A 14,749-nucleotide genomic window follows, 5' to 3' on the forward strand; every position below is an offset into this window, starting at 1 on the left:
CAGGACAACTTGCCACCCAACTCGGCCGGATCCGATTGCGCGGCCACCTGATTGATCAGTTGGTGGCTGGGCGTTTGAAGCCGACGCGCCAGCGTTTCGAGGCGTTCTAATTTCCGCAATCGCTCGGGGGTGGTCAAGGCATCGAACGACAACGCGCAAGCCCGGTCCACATCGGCATCGAGCGCATCGAACACCGCATCGATCCCCTCCCGCGTACTCGAACCCATGTTCGAATATTACGTCCGCCCACCGACAAGAAAACTCCGACCGAACCAGTGAAGCACAAGTGGCACAAGTGATTTCAGCGTCGCCCGCCCGGTCGGCGCTCGCCGGTCCCCCGCGCCTCTTGCGCTGCCGAGAACAATGGGTCCAAGTGGCGGCTGCGCTGCGGCGCGGTGCCCGGGATGGATCAGAGGTGGGTGAGAGCCATGGCCTCGTTGCTCATGGCCTGCGGCGGGTTCCTCTTCGCCGTCTTGTGGATGGACTTGATTTTCGATGTGCAGGTTCTCCGTCACCGGAAGGCCCCGACCGAACTGCCCGAGGCCGTGCTGGCTTCCATCGCGGCCTACTACCACCGCGCGACCACCACGTCTCGGCCAATGAACCGTCTGATCGCGCTAGTCATGCTCGCCTTGTTGGCAACGCTGGTGGTGCAGGCAGCGCGCGGACACGACCCGGGCTGGCTGCTGGTGGCCTCGGCCCCGCTCGCCGGCATCCCTACCATGTTGGCGCTGACACACACGGTTCCCGACGCGGTACGACTCGGGCATCGCGCGGACAGTCCATCCGAGCAGACGCGTCTGGCTCGATCGGTCTGCCGAGACCATCTGCTGTGCGCCGCCTGCATGCTCGTATTTCTCATCCTCTGGGTGGCGAACAGCATTGCGGCCTGACGGCAGTGACGGGTCGTAGCAATGAGGCGCAGTTCAGGACCCGCTGGCCACGTCAGTGAGCTACGTACTAAACTAGAACACGTTCCAATTCGGCGAGCTCCCAGGAGTTGTAATGCACACCCCTATCTGCGACGAACTCGGCATCGAGTTCCCGATTTTCGCCTTCACCCACTGCCGCGACGTCGTCGTAGCGGTCAGCAAGGCCGGGGGGTTCGGCGTGCTCGGAGCGGTCGGCTTCACGCCCGAGCAGCTGGAGATCGAGCTGAAATGGATTGACGAGAACATCGGCGACCACCCCTACGGCGTCGACATCGTGATCCCGAACAAATACGAAGGCATGGACTCCCACCTGTCCGCGGAGGAGCTGGCCGAGACGCTGCGCAAGATGGTGCCGCAGGAGCACCTCGACTTCGGCAAGAAGATCCTCGCCGACCATGGTGTGCCGGTCGAAGACAGCGACGGCGACACCCTGCAGCTGCTCGGTTGGACCGAGGCGACTGCCACGCCCCAGGTCGAGGTGGCGCTCAAGCATCCGAAGGTGAAGATGATCGCCAACGCGCTCGGCACCCCGCCGGCCGAGATGATCAAGCACATTCACGAGGCCGGACTCAAGGTGGCGGCGCTGTGCGGTTCGCCTTCGCAGGCGCGCAAGCATGCCGACGCGGGTGTCGACATCATCATCGCCCAGGGCGGCGAGGCCGGTGGGCACTGCGGCGAGGTCGGCTCGATCGTGCTGTGGCCCCAGGTCGTCAAGGAGGTCGCCCCGGTTCCGGTGCTGGCCGCCGGCGGCATCGGCAGCGGTGAGCAGATCGCTGCCGCGCTGGCGCTCGGCGCGCAAGGTGCCTGGACCGGATCGCAGTGGTTGATGGTCGAGGAGTCCTCGAACACCCCGGTTCAGCAGGAGGCCTACGTCAAGGCCGGCAGCCGCGACACCGTCCGCAGCCGCTCGTTCACCGGCAAGCCGGCCCGCATGCTTCGCAACGACTGGACCGAGGCATGGGAGGCGCCGGAAAACCCGAAGCCGCTCGGGATGCCGTTGCAGTACATGGTTTCCGGCATGGCGGTGCGAGCCACCAACCGGTACCCCAACGAGTCCGTCGACGTGGCGTTCAATCCGGTTGGCCAGGTGGTCGGGCAGTTCACCAAGGTGGAGAAGACCTCAACGGTCATCGAACGCTGGGTGCAGGAGTACCTGGAAGCCACCAACCGGCTCGACGAGCTCAACGAGGCCGCCTCCGTTTGACGCGAAGGCCTAGACGTCGTCGACTTCGTCGTGCCCGGTGAACGCTTCCCTCGTCCGGTCCAGCGCGTACGTACCGATGTCGATCGAATTCCGGACGATGCCGCTGGCACCGCCGGCGACGTCACCGCGGAGGATGTCGCTGGCGTGTTCGACGATGTCAGAGGCTTTCTCGACGGCGTTGGTCGCGATGTCCCTGGCCGCGTCGACTGCATCTTTCGGATTGAAGGCCATCTCGAAGTCTCCTTTTTGGCACGACGGTCGTTACGACTCTAGACGGGGCCAGGCGCCATTTCTCGTCGGAGTCGCGTTAGTAATGCACCAGCGTGCGCCAGTAATCTTCGGGAATCTCCGCCCCGGAGCGCATAATTCGGGCCAGCCCGATGGCCATCGCGATGCCAAGCAGCCCCAGCCAAAGCCCGGCCGCTGCGATCACGACCCACAGCACGGCGGTGACTGCAGGCCAGGGCGAGAGCACGGCGAGCACTGGGGCGAAGAAAAACCCGGTGCCGATGTACCACGCCGACCCGGTGCGATCCGAGGCCAGCACGAAACGCAGCCAGCGGGGCACGACCGGTTCGCCGGGCTCACTACGGTTCATGGCAGCACCGGTTTATCCGCTGGGCGGGAAAAATCCTGCCCCGGTGAACCATCCGGGCTGCCACCCCTGAGCTCCCAGGCACAGCATGGGAAGTCCGTCCGGTGTCTGCGCCGCAGCTTGCGAACCTGGGCATTTCGCGCCGGTCTGCTGGACTCCGTAGAGCGGATACGAAATCACCCAGTACCCGGTGGTCGCCGCCGGGAACTGATTCGGCGGCGGGAAATGGCAGGCTTCGGCCTGGCCGCTAGTTCCGCGCCCGAAGATGAAGCGCTCGTAGTTGTCGCATGGCGCGCCCAGCGTGGCCTGATAGTTCATGCCCGGCACGTCGCCGTCGTAGCCGGCGGCCGCGCACGGTGCCAAGCCGATCGTGATGCCCGCTATCGAAGCGGCGCTGAGCAGTTCCCGAATCATGTCGTACCCCGCCTGTCGTCGCCGGTGACCTGCACCAAAGCATATCGGTCCGACTGTCAGCCACAAGACCGATTCGGCTTGCGACCGCGACCGCCGGCGCAGACTTAACGCTCGTTGGCAAACCACCGGTGAGGAACACGTTCCAATTCGCGCCCGGCGATCTTGCCGCAATGCTTCACAACCAAGGTGCGGCAGTGGTTTCCTTGCACAAGGACGACTAGACCACTTCGTCATCGAGGAGCGGGCAATGCCAACCGTCGAGCCAACTGCCAAGCCGGTCCCTGATCTGCCTCCCGGATTCGACTTCACCGACCCCGACATGCACGCCGAGCGACTGCCGGTGGAAGAACTGGCCGAACTGCGCCGGACCGCGCCGATCTGGTGGAACGAACAACCCATTGGGACGGGTGGGTTCGACGATGGCGGGTTCTGGGTGGTGTCCAAGCATAAGGATGTCAAGGAGGTGTCGCTGCGCAGCGACATCTTCTCCAGCCTAGAGAACACCGCACTTCCGCGTTACAAGGAGGGCACGGTCCGCGAGCAGCTCGAGACGAGCAAGTTCGTCCTACTCAACATGGATGCCCCGCAACATACCCACCTGCGCAAGATCATTTCGCGGGGCTTCACCCCACGGGCCGTCGAGCGGCTGCGCGACGATCTCGCCGAGCGCGCCAAGCGGATCGTCGCCGGCGCCGTCGCAGAGGGTTCCGGCGACTTCGTCGAACAGGTGTCCTGCGAGCTTCCGCTGCAGGCCATCGCCGGGCTGCTGGGCGTGCCCCAGGAGGACCGCAAGAAGCTCTTCCACTGGTCCAACGAACTGGTCGGTGACCAGGATCCCGAATTCGTCCGCAATGACCCCATGGGTGCCTCGATCGAATTGATCACTTACGCAATGCAGATGGCGGCAGACCGGGCGCAGAACCCTGGGCCGGATATCGTGACCAAGCTGATCGAGGCCGATGTCGACGGCCACAAGCTGTCCGACGACGAGTTCGGCATGTTCGTCATGTTGTTGGCGGTGGCCGGCAACGAGACCACCCGCAACTCCATCACCCAAGGCATGATGGCCTTCACCGACTACCCCGACCAGTGGGAGCTGTACAAGCGCGAGCGTCCCGTCACCACGGCCGACGAGATCGTCCGGTGGGCGACCCCGGTGACCTCGTTCCAGCGGACCGCCCTGGAGGACTACGAGCTGTCGGGCGTTCAGATCAAGAAGGGTCAGCGCGTCGTAATGGTCTACCGCTCAGCCAATTTCGACGAGGAAGTGTTCGACGACCCTTTCACCTTCAACATCCTGCGTGATCCCAACCCCCACGTGGGGTTCGGGGGCACCGGCGCGCACTACTGCATCGGGGCCAATCTGGCGAGGATGACCATCGACCTGATGTTCAATGCGATCGCCGACGCCGTGCCCGACCTCGAACCGGTCGGTAAGCCCGAACGGCTCCGATCGGGCTGGCTCAACGGAATCAAGCACTGGCAGGTCGACTACCACACCAACGGGGCCGAGAAATGCCCTGTCGCGCATCAGGCCCAGGGGTGACAAGCTAGGGACATGCCCACTCATCGAGCCGTCCATGTCCCGTCCGCAGGTGCAGCTTTGGAGCTGGTCGACGCCGAAACCACACCGCCGGGGCGCGACGAGGTACGCCTGACGGTCGCTGCGTGCGGTATCTGCGGCACCGACGCGCATTTCGTCAACGGCGGGTTCCCCGGGATATCCTGGCCGCTGACTCCCGGACATGAAATCGCCGGCAAGGTCGCCGAAATTGGCGACGGTGTGCAGGATTTCGCGGTGGGTGACCGCGTCGCGGTCGGCTGGTTCGGCGGATGTTGCCTCCACTGCGACCAATGCCGTAAGGGCCTGTTCATTCACTGCGAGAATGGCAAGGTGCCGAGTTGGCAGTATCCCGGCGGCTACGCGGAGTCGGTGACCGTGCCGGTGAGCGCGCTGGCCCGAATCCCGGACGAGCTTTCCGACGCCGAAGCCGCCCCGATGGGCTGTGCGGGCGTGACGACCTATAACGCCTTGAGGCACACCAAGGCGCTGCCCGGCGATCGCGTGGCGATTCTCGGTGTCGGCGGACTGGGCCACCTCGGGGTGCAGTTCGCGCGCGCGATGGGCTTCGAGACGATCGCGATCAATCGCGGTACCGCTAAGGCTGACGACGCGCGGAAATTGGGCGCCCATCACTACATCGACTCCACGGCCAACGATCCCGCCGAGGCCCTGAAGGATCTCGGCGGCGCGACGGTTGTCCTGGCCACCGCGGGTAATTCGCAAGCCATGGCGGCCACGGTCGGCGGCATACTCCCCCAGGGTGAACTGGTCACCATCGGCGTCACGCCCGAGCCGCTGCCGATCAGCCCGGTGCAGCTGATCACGCCGGGCGTCAGCATCGTCGGCCATCCCTCCGGAACGGCGAAGGAAGTCGAAGACACAATGCATTTCGCGGTCCTGTCAGGCGTGCGGGCGTGGATCGAGGAACTGCCGTTGGCGCAAGCCGCGGAGGGCTACGCGGCCCTGGAAGAGGGCCGGGCGCACTATCGCACCGTTTTGACCATGTGACACAGTCGGTCTGTGACTTCGGACAAAGACTCCGTGTGGACGATCGGCCCGGCTGACGGTGAATTGTTGCTGCACACCGGTGTTGCCGGCAGGGCGGCACGGATGGGCCATCGTCTTACCATCGCGATGACACGCTGGTGCGCCACGGTTCGCTGGGCCGACTCTCGACCCGTCAGCGCGGAGCTTGCGGTCGAGGCCGATTCATTCGAGGTGCTGCGCGGGGACGGCGGCGTCAAGGGCCTGTCCGGAGCCGAGAAGGCGATGGTGCGGTCCAACGCCCTGAAGTCGTTGTCGGCCAGTCGCTTCCCGCGCATTCGCTATGTTGCGGACGCCATCGAGGAGACCGACGACGGCTACCGTCTGACCGGCGCGCTGCGCATCCGGGGAGAATCGCGCGACCACCTAATCGATCTGTACACAGAAGATCTCGAAGACTCGTGGCGCATGTCAGTAGAAACCACCATCCGCCAGTCCGACTACGGTATCAAGCCCTACTCGCTGCTGATGGGTTCGGTCCAGGTGGCAGATGAGGTGTCGTTGACTTTCTCCGCGGTTCGCGCCCAAAGCAATTGAGCACCACCGCCCGGCATTCGCAGATGATCAGGGCTGCGGGTCGGTCGTGGCGCGCGGGGCTGAATCAACAGCCGCATCGCCGGTGTCACCGGGTATGTGTTCCAGTACCCGGGTCAAGTAGGGCTGCCGCGCTCCATCATCCGACTGTCGTTGGTCACCGACCCCCGGCTGCTCTTCCGGAGCGCTCGGCTCTGAAACCGGTTCCCCGGCAGGCGGCTTGGCCTGCGGAGCCACGTTGGTCGGTGGAGCCGCCGGAAGCGGCGCGACGGCGGTGGCCGCCTCGACGATTTGAGGTGGGGGCGAGTGCGTACCGTGCTTGGGCTGGGCGGCCGCGCTGGCCGGGCCGACGTGGATCCCCACCGCCAGTGATACCGAGCCGACGAAGGTGATGGCACCGGCGGCCAGCGCGGTCATGGCTCCGGCGTAGGAAAACCGCCGTTTCTGGATGGGTGCTGGACCGGGTTGGCTGAGGAGCTTCACCAGCTGCTCGTCGGTGAACTCGGTGCTGCGGGCCGCGGACAGCGCCGCGCCGCGCGCGATGGTCACCTGGGCCATCGATTGGACGAAAACCGGTACCGGCAAGGTTTTTTCGAGCTGCCAGGAGAGACCATCGATGTCGTCGTCGGCGCCGACCACGACAACGCCGCCCGGCTGCCATCCGTCGCGCTCGAACATGCCCGTCAGCCAGCGGGATAGTCCATCGAAGCCGCCCCGCAGGTGCTTGGTCGCAACCTGGGCCTCCCCGTCGTGCGAGTCGACCATGACGACGGTCGCCGAGTCACGGTCGAGAACGCAGACCGCCGTCTGGTCATAGCCGATGACGGGCCCGATGGCCTGAGCCAACGTCTCGATTGCCTCCACAAACCGGATCGGCACGACGTTGTCGAATCCCGCGTCGGTCAACGCCTCCAACACGAGCGCCGCCTGCGCGGATGCTTCATCGTTCCAAGTCACTCCGACGACGCGGAGGCGGTGATCGCTCGCGGCCGCCGCCGTGTCGACCCGCAATACCTCTTCCACTACCTGTTCCGCGGTACTCGCGGCGAGCATGCCCGGACCTGCGCGCAGCGCTTGCTCCCGGTGATCCAGGATGGTGCCGCCCGCGTCATGTCCTTCAGCGAGGACCCAGCCAACGGTCGATGTCGTCACTGACAGGCCAAGAACCGTGTCCAAATCTATGCCCCAATCGGCCCCGCGTCTTCGCCCTCACCCACACCGACGCGCACCATGAAGCCGCAGGTGCGGTGATTCGTGAGGGCCGGAACAGACTGGGGATAGCGTGGTCTTCATCGGCTTGCTTCGAGAGAGCCTACGCGGTCGGTGCAAGTCCGGCTGCCCCGGTCAGGCATCGCCTGGGAATCGCCAAGGTGAACAGCCCGGCGCCACTCATCAGCGCGGGCCTGCGGCCGGTCCGCGACTCGCGCGCGGACTTGCGGGGACCGAGCCGACGCGGGCCAGGGGCCGGTCCGGGTGGTGGTCTTTCGGCCACGGAAGCCACATCGATTTATCGCCCTCGAAAATAATTGCGGGTATCGCGGTGCGTTGATGGCGCCTGAAACGGTCACGCGTGTGACGCGCGTGGCTCTCCACGTGGCGATCCCCGCCGCAATCCGGTCCGGCTCATTTTCGGCTTTATATAACGTGGCGTATCGCCTGGACATCGAGCGCTCATCGCGGCCCACAGGGGCCCTGCCTGGCCTTTTCCAGCCCGACGGGTAGGGCCGTCACCGAGTGGGTATGCCTGGCCTGTCGCCGCCTGGCCGTGCCCGGTGGCAAAGTTATGAAGCGAAAAGCGATGCCAAAACGAGACGCGTTCGCGTCCTAATCGACATTTGACGGACTCACACGGTAAATTCCTGTGAGACCACGATCACACTGACCACATCACCAAGGGGCAGGTATGACAGTTCTGAGCGAGAAGATCCGGGCCTGGAGGCGCCGGCTTTTGGTCGGCACAGCGGCGGCAGCCACCCTGCCGGGCCTGATCGGTCTTGCCGGCGGTGCACCGACAGCGAATGCATTTTCGCGGCCGGGTCTGCCCGTCGAATACCTGCAGGTACCGTCCGCGGGCATGGGCCGCAACATCAAGGTCCAGTTCCAGAGCGGCGGTAGCGGTTCTCCTGCGGTGTATCTGCTGGACGGTCTGCGGGCTCAAGACGACTACAACGGCTGGGACATCAACACCCCGGCGTTCGAGTGGTACTACAAGTCGGGCCTCTCGATCGTCATGCCGGTCGGCGGCCAGTCCAGCTTCTACGCCGACTGGTACGGTCCGGCGTGCGGTAAGGCCGGCTGCTCGACTTACAAGTGGGAGACCTTCCTGACCAGCGAACTGCCCGGGTACCTGGCCTCCAACAAGAGCGTCAAATCCAATGGCAGCGCCGCGGTCGGTATCTCGATGTCCGGCTCATCAGCGCTGATCCTGGCCGTGAACCACCCGGGACAGTTCATCTACGCCGGCTCGCTCTCGGCCCTGATGGACCCCTCCCAGGGCATGGGGCCCTCACTAATCGGTCTCGCGATGGGCGACGCCGGCGGTTACAAGCCCGACGCCATGTGGGGGCCGTCGAGCGACCCGGCGTGGCAGCGCAACGACCCGACCCTTCAGGTCGGGGCGCTGGCCGGTAACAACACCCGCCTCTGGATCTACTGCGGAAACGGGACGCCGTCTGAGTTGGGCGGGGCGAACATGCCCGCCGAGTTCCTGGAGAACTTCGTACGGAGCAGCAACCTGAAGTTCAGGGATGCCTACAACGCAGCCGGTGGCCACAACGCCGTGTTCAACTTCGACGCCAACGGGACTCACAGCTGGGAGTACTGGGGAGCGCAGCTCAACGCCATGAAGCCCGACCTACAGGGCGCCCTGGGCGCCACCCAGGGCGGCGGCGGATAACCGCCCTCGCACGCTCGTTCACTACTGCGCCTGACGACTGCGTCAGGCGCAGTAGTGCGTTAGGGACCGATGGCGTCCGGCGACACTGCGGTGACGACCTCGCGTCGGAGCGTCTTGGCCGGCACGGGGTACGAATACGCCAGAATCGTCGTCATGCACCACGGGGTCCCCTCCCATCGGCCGTTGGTCACGCGTTGTGGTGTCGTGGTCAGCAGCCTGGCGATGGTTGTGGCGCCGGCTAGGGCTGACTCGACGAGCCCGTTGATCGCTCTGGTCGACGCCGCTGCGCAACGGCTGCAGGTTGCCGAGCCAGTCGCTGCCTATAAATGGAACACGCATGGCGCCGTTGACGACCCGGCTCGCGTCCAGCAGGAGTTGGCGAAGCTGGGCGACGAGGCGGTCGCCCAACAGGTCGACCGCGACTACGTCACCCGGGTCTTCGGTGACCAGATCAATGCCACCGAGGCCATCGAATACAGCCGGTTCGCGAACTGGAAGCTCAATCCGGCAGGCGCTCCAGCTGATCCGCCGGAGCTGTCGGCGTCGCGATCAACGATCGACACCTTCAACCAGACGATGCTGGCTCAGATTCTGGCCAACTGGGGCCTGCTGCACTCGCCGGAATGTGGCGCCCAGCTCGATGCCGCGAGGGGCGGCGTCGCCCAACGCCGTCAGCTCGACGACCTCTACCGGCAGGCCCTGTCAACAGCGACGCAGTCTTATTGCCAGTAATAGTTTAATTTTTCCTCACCAATTTCTAACGGTCCCATTCTGCTCGTCAAAAAGGCGATTTCCGCAGATAGATGGCATATCTCGCGCCATTTTCGAATAGGTAACGCTTTGGCCACACGTGCCGAAATCCCGGGCATGAGAAATCTCTGCAAGCCTCTCGTCAAGGCCGTAATGGTCGGCGGGTTCATTGCAGCGTCGATGACTTCGTCCAGCGGTGTGGGGAGCGCGGCCACAACCCCAAACTGGGACGCGATCGCGCAGTGTGAATCCGGTGGCAACTGGCACGCCAACACAGGCAACGGCGAATACGGTGGACTGCAATTCAAACCGGCCACCTGGGCCCGGTACGGTGGCGTCGGCAATCCCGCGGCCGCATCCCGGGAACAGCAAATCGCTGTGGCCAACCGGGTTTTCGCCGAAGAGGGCGTGGAGCCCTGGCCAAAGTGCGGCGCCAACTCGGGCCTGCCGATCGGCTTGTACTCCCACCCGGCCCAGGGCATCAAGCAGATCATCAACGGACTGATCCAGGCGGCCGTTCCGCGCTGATGTAACCCGCCCGCGGTCTATGACCCAGCGCCGGGCTGTGTTTGGATCACCCCATGGAAGGTTCGGCGACTGTTCATATGGCGGCGCCTGCGGCCAAGATCTGGGATCTCATCGCAGACGTCCGCAACACAGGGAAATTTTCCCCGGAAGTATTCGAAGCCGAGTGGCTCGGCGATTCGACCGGGCCGGCCCTCGGTGCGAAATTCCGCGGTCACGTCAAGCGCAACGAAATGGGGCCGGTGTACTGGACGACATGCAAGGTCACCGCTTGTGAACCGGGGCGTGAATTCGGCTTCGCGGTGCTCCTCGGTGACCGGTCGGTCAACAACTGGCATTACCGGTTGGCGCCCAGCGGAAGCGGGACCGACGTCACCGAGTCGTTTCGGCTCAACCCGGCACCGTGGCTTGGCGTGTACTGGTTGTTCGGCGGCTTTCTGCGCAAGCGCCGCAACATCCGCGACATGACCAAGACGCTCAACCGCATCAAAGATGTCGTCGAGGCGGGTTGACGATCGTGAAATCGGTCTTCATCACCGGGGCGGGCAGCGGCATGGGTCGCGAGGGCGCAAAGCTGTTCCACGGCAAGGGTTGGCGTGTTGGCGCCGTCGACCGCAACGATGCCGGCCTGGCGACGTTGACCGAAGAGCTCGGTGGCGATCGACTGTGGACCCGCGCCGTCGATGTGACAGACAAGGCGGCCCTCGACTTCGCACTGGCCGATTTCTGCGCGGGCAACAGCGGCGGCGGACTCGACATGATGTGGAACAACGCCGGGGTCGGCGAATCCGGCTGGTTCGAAGACGTGCCGTATGACGCCGCGATGCGCGTCGTCGACATCAACTTCAAAGCGGTACTGACCGGCGCATACGGCGCGCTGCCCTACCTCAAGAAGACGCCCGGCAGTCTGATGTTCTCGACCTCGTCGTCCTCGGGCACCTACGGCATGCCCCGCCTGGCCGTCTACTCGTCCACCAAGCATGCGGTCAAGGGTTTGACCGAGGCGCTCAGTGTGGAGTGGCAGCGACACGGGGTGCGCGTCGCCGATGTGCTCCCCGGTCTGATCGACACCGCCATCCTCACGACGACGCCCAACCACTCTGATGACGGTGGCGCGCCCATGACGGCTGAGCAACTGCGGGCCACCGCACCCAAGAAGGGCATGTTCCGATTGATGCCGGCGGCCAGCGTGGCCGAGACGGCGTGGCAGGCCTACCACAATCCGAAGCGGTTGCACTGGTATGTACCGAAAAGCATTCGCCTGATTGACTTGTTCAAGGGTCTGAGTCCGGAATTCGTTCGACGCAGCATCGTCAAGTCCCTACCGGCGCTAATGCCGAAGCGGCAGTAAGGAGGTCGGTTGATGCGCAATCGGTTGCTCACAGTCGCTTTGGTCCTGGCGGCTGTCGTCGTCAGCGCCGCGGGTTGCGGGTCGGCGCAGACGATGCCTCGCCGGGCCGCTCGTCTGACCATCGACGGCGCGACCCACACGACGCGTCCCCCGGCATGCCGGCAAGACCAGATGTATCGGACCATCGACATCCCCGACCACGATGGCGGGGTCGAAGCGGTTGTGCTGCTCAGCGGTTACCGGGCGATGCCGCAGTGGGTGAAGATTCGCAACGTCGACGGCTTCACCGGCAGCTTCTGGCAAGGGGGCGTGGGAGACGCGCGCGTTGATCTCGCCAACGACGCGTACACCATCACGGGCAGCGCGTACGGCATCAACAGCAGCAACCCCAACAAAGTGGTGACCACCGACTTCAAAATCGTCGCTGAGTGCTAATTGCCCGGGGCCTAGGCTCCAAACCGCAACTGAGCTAGGGAGGACCAGTGAAAGAACGAGTGCACTGGTTCGCGATGCACGGCTTCATCCGGGGGGCCGCATCGCTCGGAGCTCGGAGGGGTGACGTCCAGGCCAGACTGATCGCCGATCCGGCGGTCGCCGCCGACCCCGTGCGGTACTACGACGAAGTCCGCGCCCGGGGCAAGCTGGTAAAGGGCCGCGTCGCTTACCTGACTGCCGATCACGCGCTCGCCCATGAGCTGCTGCGGTCCGATGATTTCCGGGTGCTGATCTTCGGATCGAATCTGCCGGGGCCGCTGCGATGGCTGGAGCGTCGCACCCGCGACGACCTCCTTCATCCGCTGCGTGCACCTTCGCTACTGGCCGTCGAGCCGCCCGACCACACCCGTTACCGCAAGACTGTGTCGGCGGTGTTCACCCCGAGGGCGGTTGCCGCGCTGCGAGACCGCGTAGAGCAGACCGCCGCGGCGCTGTTGGATCGACTGGCCGGCGAGTCGGGTGTGGTGGACATCGTGGGGAGGTACTGCTCGCAGCTTCCGGTTTCGATCATCAGCGAGATCCTCGGTGTGCCTGAGCCGGAGCGACCGCGCGTCCTGGAATTCGGTGAACTGGCCGCGCCGAGCCTTGACATCGGATTGCCTTGGCGGCAGTACCGCAGCGTGCAGGAAGGGATCGCCGGCTTCAGTTCCTGGCTCGACGAGCATCTGCAGCAGTTGCGCCTGGACCCCAGCGACAATTTGATGAGCCAGTTGATTCAGACCGCCGAAAGCGGCTCTGCGGAAACATATCTCGATGCGAAGGAGCTGCAGGCGATCGCCGGACTGGTGTTGGCCGCCGGTTTCGAAACCACGGTGAATCTGCTCGGCAACGGGATTCGCATGCTGTTGGACGCGCCCCAGCACCTCCACACTCTGAGACGACGACCGGAGCTGTGGCCAAACGCCGTCGAGGAGATTTTGCGGCTGGAATCGCCGGTGCAGCTGACCGCGAGGATCGCACTCAACGACGTCGAGATAGGCGGTCGGAGGTTACAGCGTGGCGACCTGGTGCTGGTGTATCTGGCCGCCGCCAACCGCGATCCGGCCGTGTTTCCCGACCCGCATCGCTTCGTCATCGAAAGGGAAAACGCCGGAAGGCATCTCGCCTTCTCGGGTGGCCGGCACTTCTGTCTGGGTGCGGCCCTCGCCCGTGCCGAGGGTGAAGTCGGATTGCGGACATTCTTCGACTGTTTCCCCGACGTGCGCGCGGCGGGTACCGGCAGCAGGCGTGAAACCCGCGTGTTGCGGGGATGGTCGTCGCTGCCGGTGAACCTGGGGCCGGCCCGTTCGATGGCCGCGGTGGACGGTTGAAAGCCTCGCGCCTCCCGAACCCAGGCCTCGTCTTTGGTCCTCGTGCGCGAGTATGACGCGGCCGGTTGACACCGGGGCGGCGACAGAGTTTATTTGCCGCTATGACAGAGGTATCTATGATCGCGGTCGAGGATGTCGTGCGCGGGCTGTGGCAGGCCCTTTCACGGCGAGATTGGGAGGCGATCAAGACCTTCCTGTCCGACGACTGCCTCTATGTCGACATGCCCGTCCCCGCGTTGGCGGCCCGTGGTCCGGACGACATCGTCAAACGCCTCAAGATGGGGCTCGAGCAGTTGGCCGGCTACGAGAACCACACCGGCGTGCTGGTGTCCAACGGCTCCGACGTGCTCTACGAGCACTCCGAGACATGGGCATTCGCCACCGGTGAACAGGGTGTGTTGCGATTCGTCACCGTCCACAAAGTCGTCGACGGCAAAGTGACCGTCTGGAAAGACTATTGGGACTTCAACAGCCTGGTTGCCTTCGCTCCCCCGAACCACTTCGAGGGCTTGGCTTCAGGTGATGTGAGCTGGGTCTTTGACGCTTCGGCACTGGTTTAGCTAGGGCCTAACCAAGCCTGTTCCGGGCGCTTCTCGACACCGCATAGCGCTGAATGTCACAATACTCATGTGACCGAGAATTTGCTGGATCTTCCCGCACTAATCCCCTCTTGGAAGCTAGCCCTGCGCTCGGCCAACAGGTCGCCCCGGACTATCACCACCTACCTTTCCGGGGTCAACTCGTTCCTCTCGTGGTGTGACCGGACCGGCACTCCCCCGGAGTTGACCAAGCGGAATGCTCAGGGGTGGGTGGCCGACATGCTTGAACGCGGTGCCCAACCCGCTACGGGGAGCACCTGGCTGGGTGCGTTGAAGCGTTTCTCGGCGTGGCTGGCCGAGGAGGGCGAGATTCCCTCCGATCAGCTGCTGGGGGTTAAACCGCCAAAGATGGACCGAAAGGTTACCCAGGCCTTGACTGACGACCAGCTGAAGGCACTTCTGAAAACCTGTAAGGGCAAGACTTTTCGTGATCGCCGTGACGAGGCGATCATCCGGTTATTGGCCGAGACGGGGATGCGTGCCAGCGAGCTGGTGGATTTGCAAATCTCCGATGTAGACCTGGCCCGAGGATTGCT

The 14,749-nt window shown here is 64.5% G+C and carries 18 protein-coding genes and 1 pseudogene; 14 read left to right on the top strand and 5 right to left on the bottom strand.

The genetic code is table 11. The features are described 5' to 3' along the window. Nucleotides 1-194 (bottom strand): annotated as a pseudogene (locus A5652_RS20800) (hypothetical protein); the annotation flags it as partial. Nucleotides 195-428: 234 nt separating this feature from the next. Between A5652_RS20800 and A5652_RS20805 the strand changes: the two are divergent. Together A5652_RS20805 and A5652_RS20810 are read left to right on the top strand one after the other, a co-directional pair. After that, nucleotides 429-893, top strand: coding sequence for a hypothetical protein (locus tag A5652_RS20805; protein WP_067355987.1), 465 nt, complete (start codon nucleotides 429-431; stop codon nucleotides 891-893). Between the two features lie 112 nt (nucleotides 894-1,005). Further along, a complete protein-coding gene (locus A5652_RS20810) occupies nucleotides 1,006-2,136 on the top strand; it encodes a nitronate monooxygenase (protein ID WP_067355990.1) in 1,131 nt (376 codons plus the stop codon). 9 nt (nucleotides 2,137-2,145) lie between these two features. Here the strand turns inward: A5652_RS20810 and A5652_RS20815 are convergent, their stop codons facing one another. The 3 genes from A5652_RS20815 to A5652_RS20825 form a co-directional block, all read right to left on the bottom strand. Beyond that, on the bottom strand, nucleotides 2,146-2,367 hold the full coding sequence (locus A5652_RS20815) for a hypothetical protein (protein WP_067355993.1): 222 nt from the start codon (nucleotides 2,365-2,367) through the stop codon (nucleotides 2,146-2,148). A gap of 76 nt (nucleotides 2,368-2,443) precedes the next feature. After that, nucleotides 2,444-2,734, bottom strand: coding sequence for a hypothetical protein (locus A5652_RS20820; protein WP_067355996.1), 291 nt, complete (start codon nucleotides 2,732-2,734; stop codon nucleotides 2,444-2,446). A 12-nt stretch (nucleotides 2,735-2,746) separates the two neighbouring features. Then, nucleotides 2,747-3,145 carry a hypothetical protein gene (locus A5652_RS20825; RefSeq protein WP_067356000.1) on the bottom strand — a complete coding sequence of 133 codons (399 nt, stop codon included), beginning with the start codon at nucleotides 3,143-3,145 and terminating at the stop codon, nucleotides 2,747-2,749. Nucleotides 3,146-3,392: 247 nt separating this feature from the next. Between A5652_RS20825 and A5652_RS20830 the strand changes: the two genes are divergently transcribed. The 3 genes from A5652_RS20830 to A5652_RS20840 are packed head-to-tail and all read left to right on the top strand — an operon-like array spanning nucleotide 3,393 to nucleotide 6,290. Next, on the top strand, nucleotides 3,393-4,691 hold the full coding sequence (locus tag A5652_RS20830) for a cytochrome P450 (RefSeq protein WP_067356003.1): 1,299 nt from the start codon (nucleotides 3,393-3,395) through the stop codon (nucleotides 4,689-4,691). Nucleotides 4,692-4,703: 12 nt separating this feature from the next. Next, nucleotides 4,704-5,717 carry an alcohol dehydrogenase gene (locus A5652_RS20835; RefSeq protein ID WP_067356005.1) on the top strand — a complete coding sequence of 338 codons (1,014 nt, stop codon included), beginning with the start codon at nucleotides 4,704-4,706 and terminating at the stop codon, nucleotides 5,715-5,717. A 12-nt stretch (nucleotides 5,718-5,729) separates the two neighbouring features. After that, nucleotides 5,730-6,290, top strand: coding sequence for a YceI family protein (locus A5652_RS20840; protein WP_067356007.1), 561 nt, complete (start codon nucleotides 5,730-5,732; stop codon nucleotides 6,288-6,290). Nucleotides 6,291-6,317: 27 nt separating this feature from the next. On the opposite strand, the gene A5652_RS20845 is transcribed toward A5652_RS20840, so the two are convergent. Further along, nucleotides 6,318-7,463, bottom strand: coding sequence for a hypothetical protein (locus A5652_RS20845; protein ID WP_067356009.1), 1,146 nt, complete (start codon nucleotides 7,461-7,463; stop codon nucleotides 6,318-6,320). A 727-nt stretch (nucleotides 7,464-8,190) separates the two neighbouring features. Here A5652_RS20845 and ag85B point away from each other — a divergent pair. The 9 genes from ag85B to A5652_RS20890 all read left to right on the top strand — a co-directional run. Further along, the gene (ag85B, locus tag A5652_RS20850) at nucleotides 8,191-9,183 is read left to right on the top strand and encodes a diacylglycerol acyltransferase/mycolyltransferase Ag85B (RefSeq protein WP_067356013.1); all 993 of its coding nucleotides are present in this window, start codon (nucleotides 8,191-8,193) and stop codon (nucleotides 9,181-9,183) included. Between the two features lie 153 nt (nucleotides 9,184-9,336). Then, a complete protein-coding gene (locus A5652_RS20855) occupies nucleotides 9,337-9,915 on the top strand; it encodes a chorismate mutase (protein ID WP_067356034.1) in 579 nt (192 codons plus the stop codon). A 135-nt stretch (nucleotides 9,916-10,050) separates the two neighbouring features. After that, nucleotides 10,051-10,461 (top strand): resuscitation-promoting factor RpfC, encoded by a 411-nt coding sequence (gene rpfC / locus A5652_RS20860; RefSeq protein ID WP_232001266.1) that lies wholly within the window; start codon nucleotides 10,051-10,053, stop codon nucleotides 10,459-10,461. 35 nt (nucleotides 10,462-10,496) lie between these two features. Then, a complete protein-coding gene (locus tag A5652_RS20865) occupies nucleotides 10,497-10,970 on the top strand; it encodes an SRPBCC family protein (RefSeq protein WP_197514037.1) in 474 nt (157 codons plus the stop codon). A gap of 5 nt (nucleotides 10,971-10,975) precedes the next feature. Next, a complete protein-coding gene (locus A5652_RS20870; protein WP_067356038.1) occupies nucleotides 10,976-11,809 on the top strand; it encodes an SDR family oxidoreductase in 834 nt (277 codons plus the stop codon). 12 nt (nucleotides 11,810-11,821) lie between these two features. Continuing rightward, nucleotides 11,822-12,244: a lipoprotein LpqH gene (locus A5652_RS20875; protein WP_067356023.1), complete on the top strand. Its 423-nt coding sequence runs from the start codon at nucleotides 11,822-11,824 to the stop codon at nucleotides 12,242-12,244. A gap of 47 nt (nucleotides 12,245-12,291) precedes the next feature. Next, on the top strand, nucleotides 12,292-13,614 hold the full coding sequence (locus tag A5652_RS20880) for a cytochrome P450 (RefSeq protein WP_067356026.1): 1,323 nt from the start codon (nucleotides 12,292-12,294) through the stop codon (nucleotides 13,612-13,614). 116 nt (nucleotides 13,615-13,730) lie between these two features. Next, nucleotides 13,731-14,174 (top strand): limonene-1,2-epoxide hydrolase family protein, encoded by a 444-nt coding sequence (locus tag A5652_RS20885; protein WP_067356031.1) that lies wholly within the window; start codon nucleotides 13,731-13,733, stop codon nucleotides 14,172-14,174. 69 nt (nucleotides 14,175-14,243) lie between these two features. After that, nucleotides 14,244-14,749 (top strand): tyrosine-type recombinase/integrase (locus A5652_RS20890; RefSeq protein ID WP_156745455.1); only part of this gene is annotated, 506 nt, incomplete at its 3' end.

The organism is Mycobacterium sp. 1165178.9 (assembly GCF_001673555.1).
In the GTDB taxonomy this organism is placed as follows: Bacteria; Actinomycetota; Actinomycetes; order Mycobacteriales; family Mycobacteriaceae; genus Mycobacterium.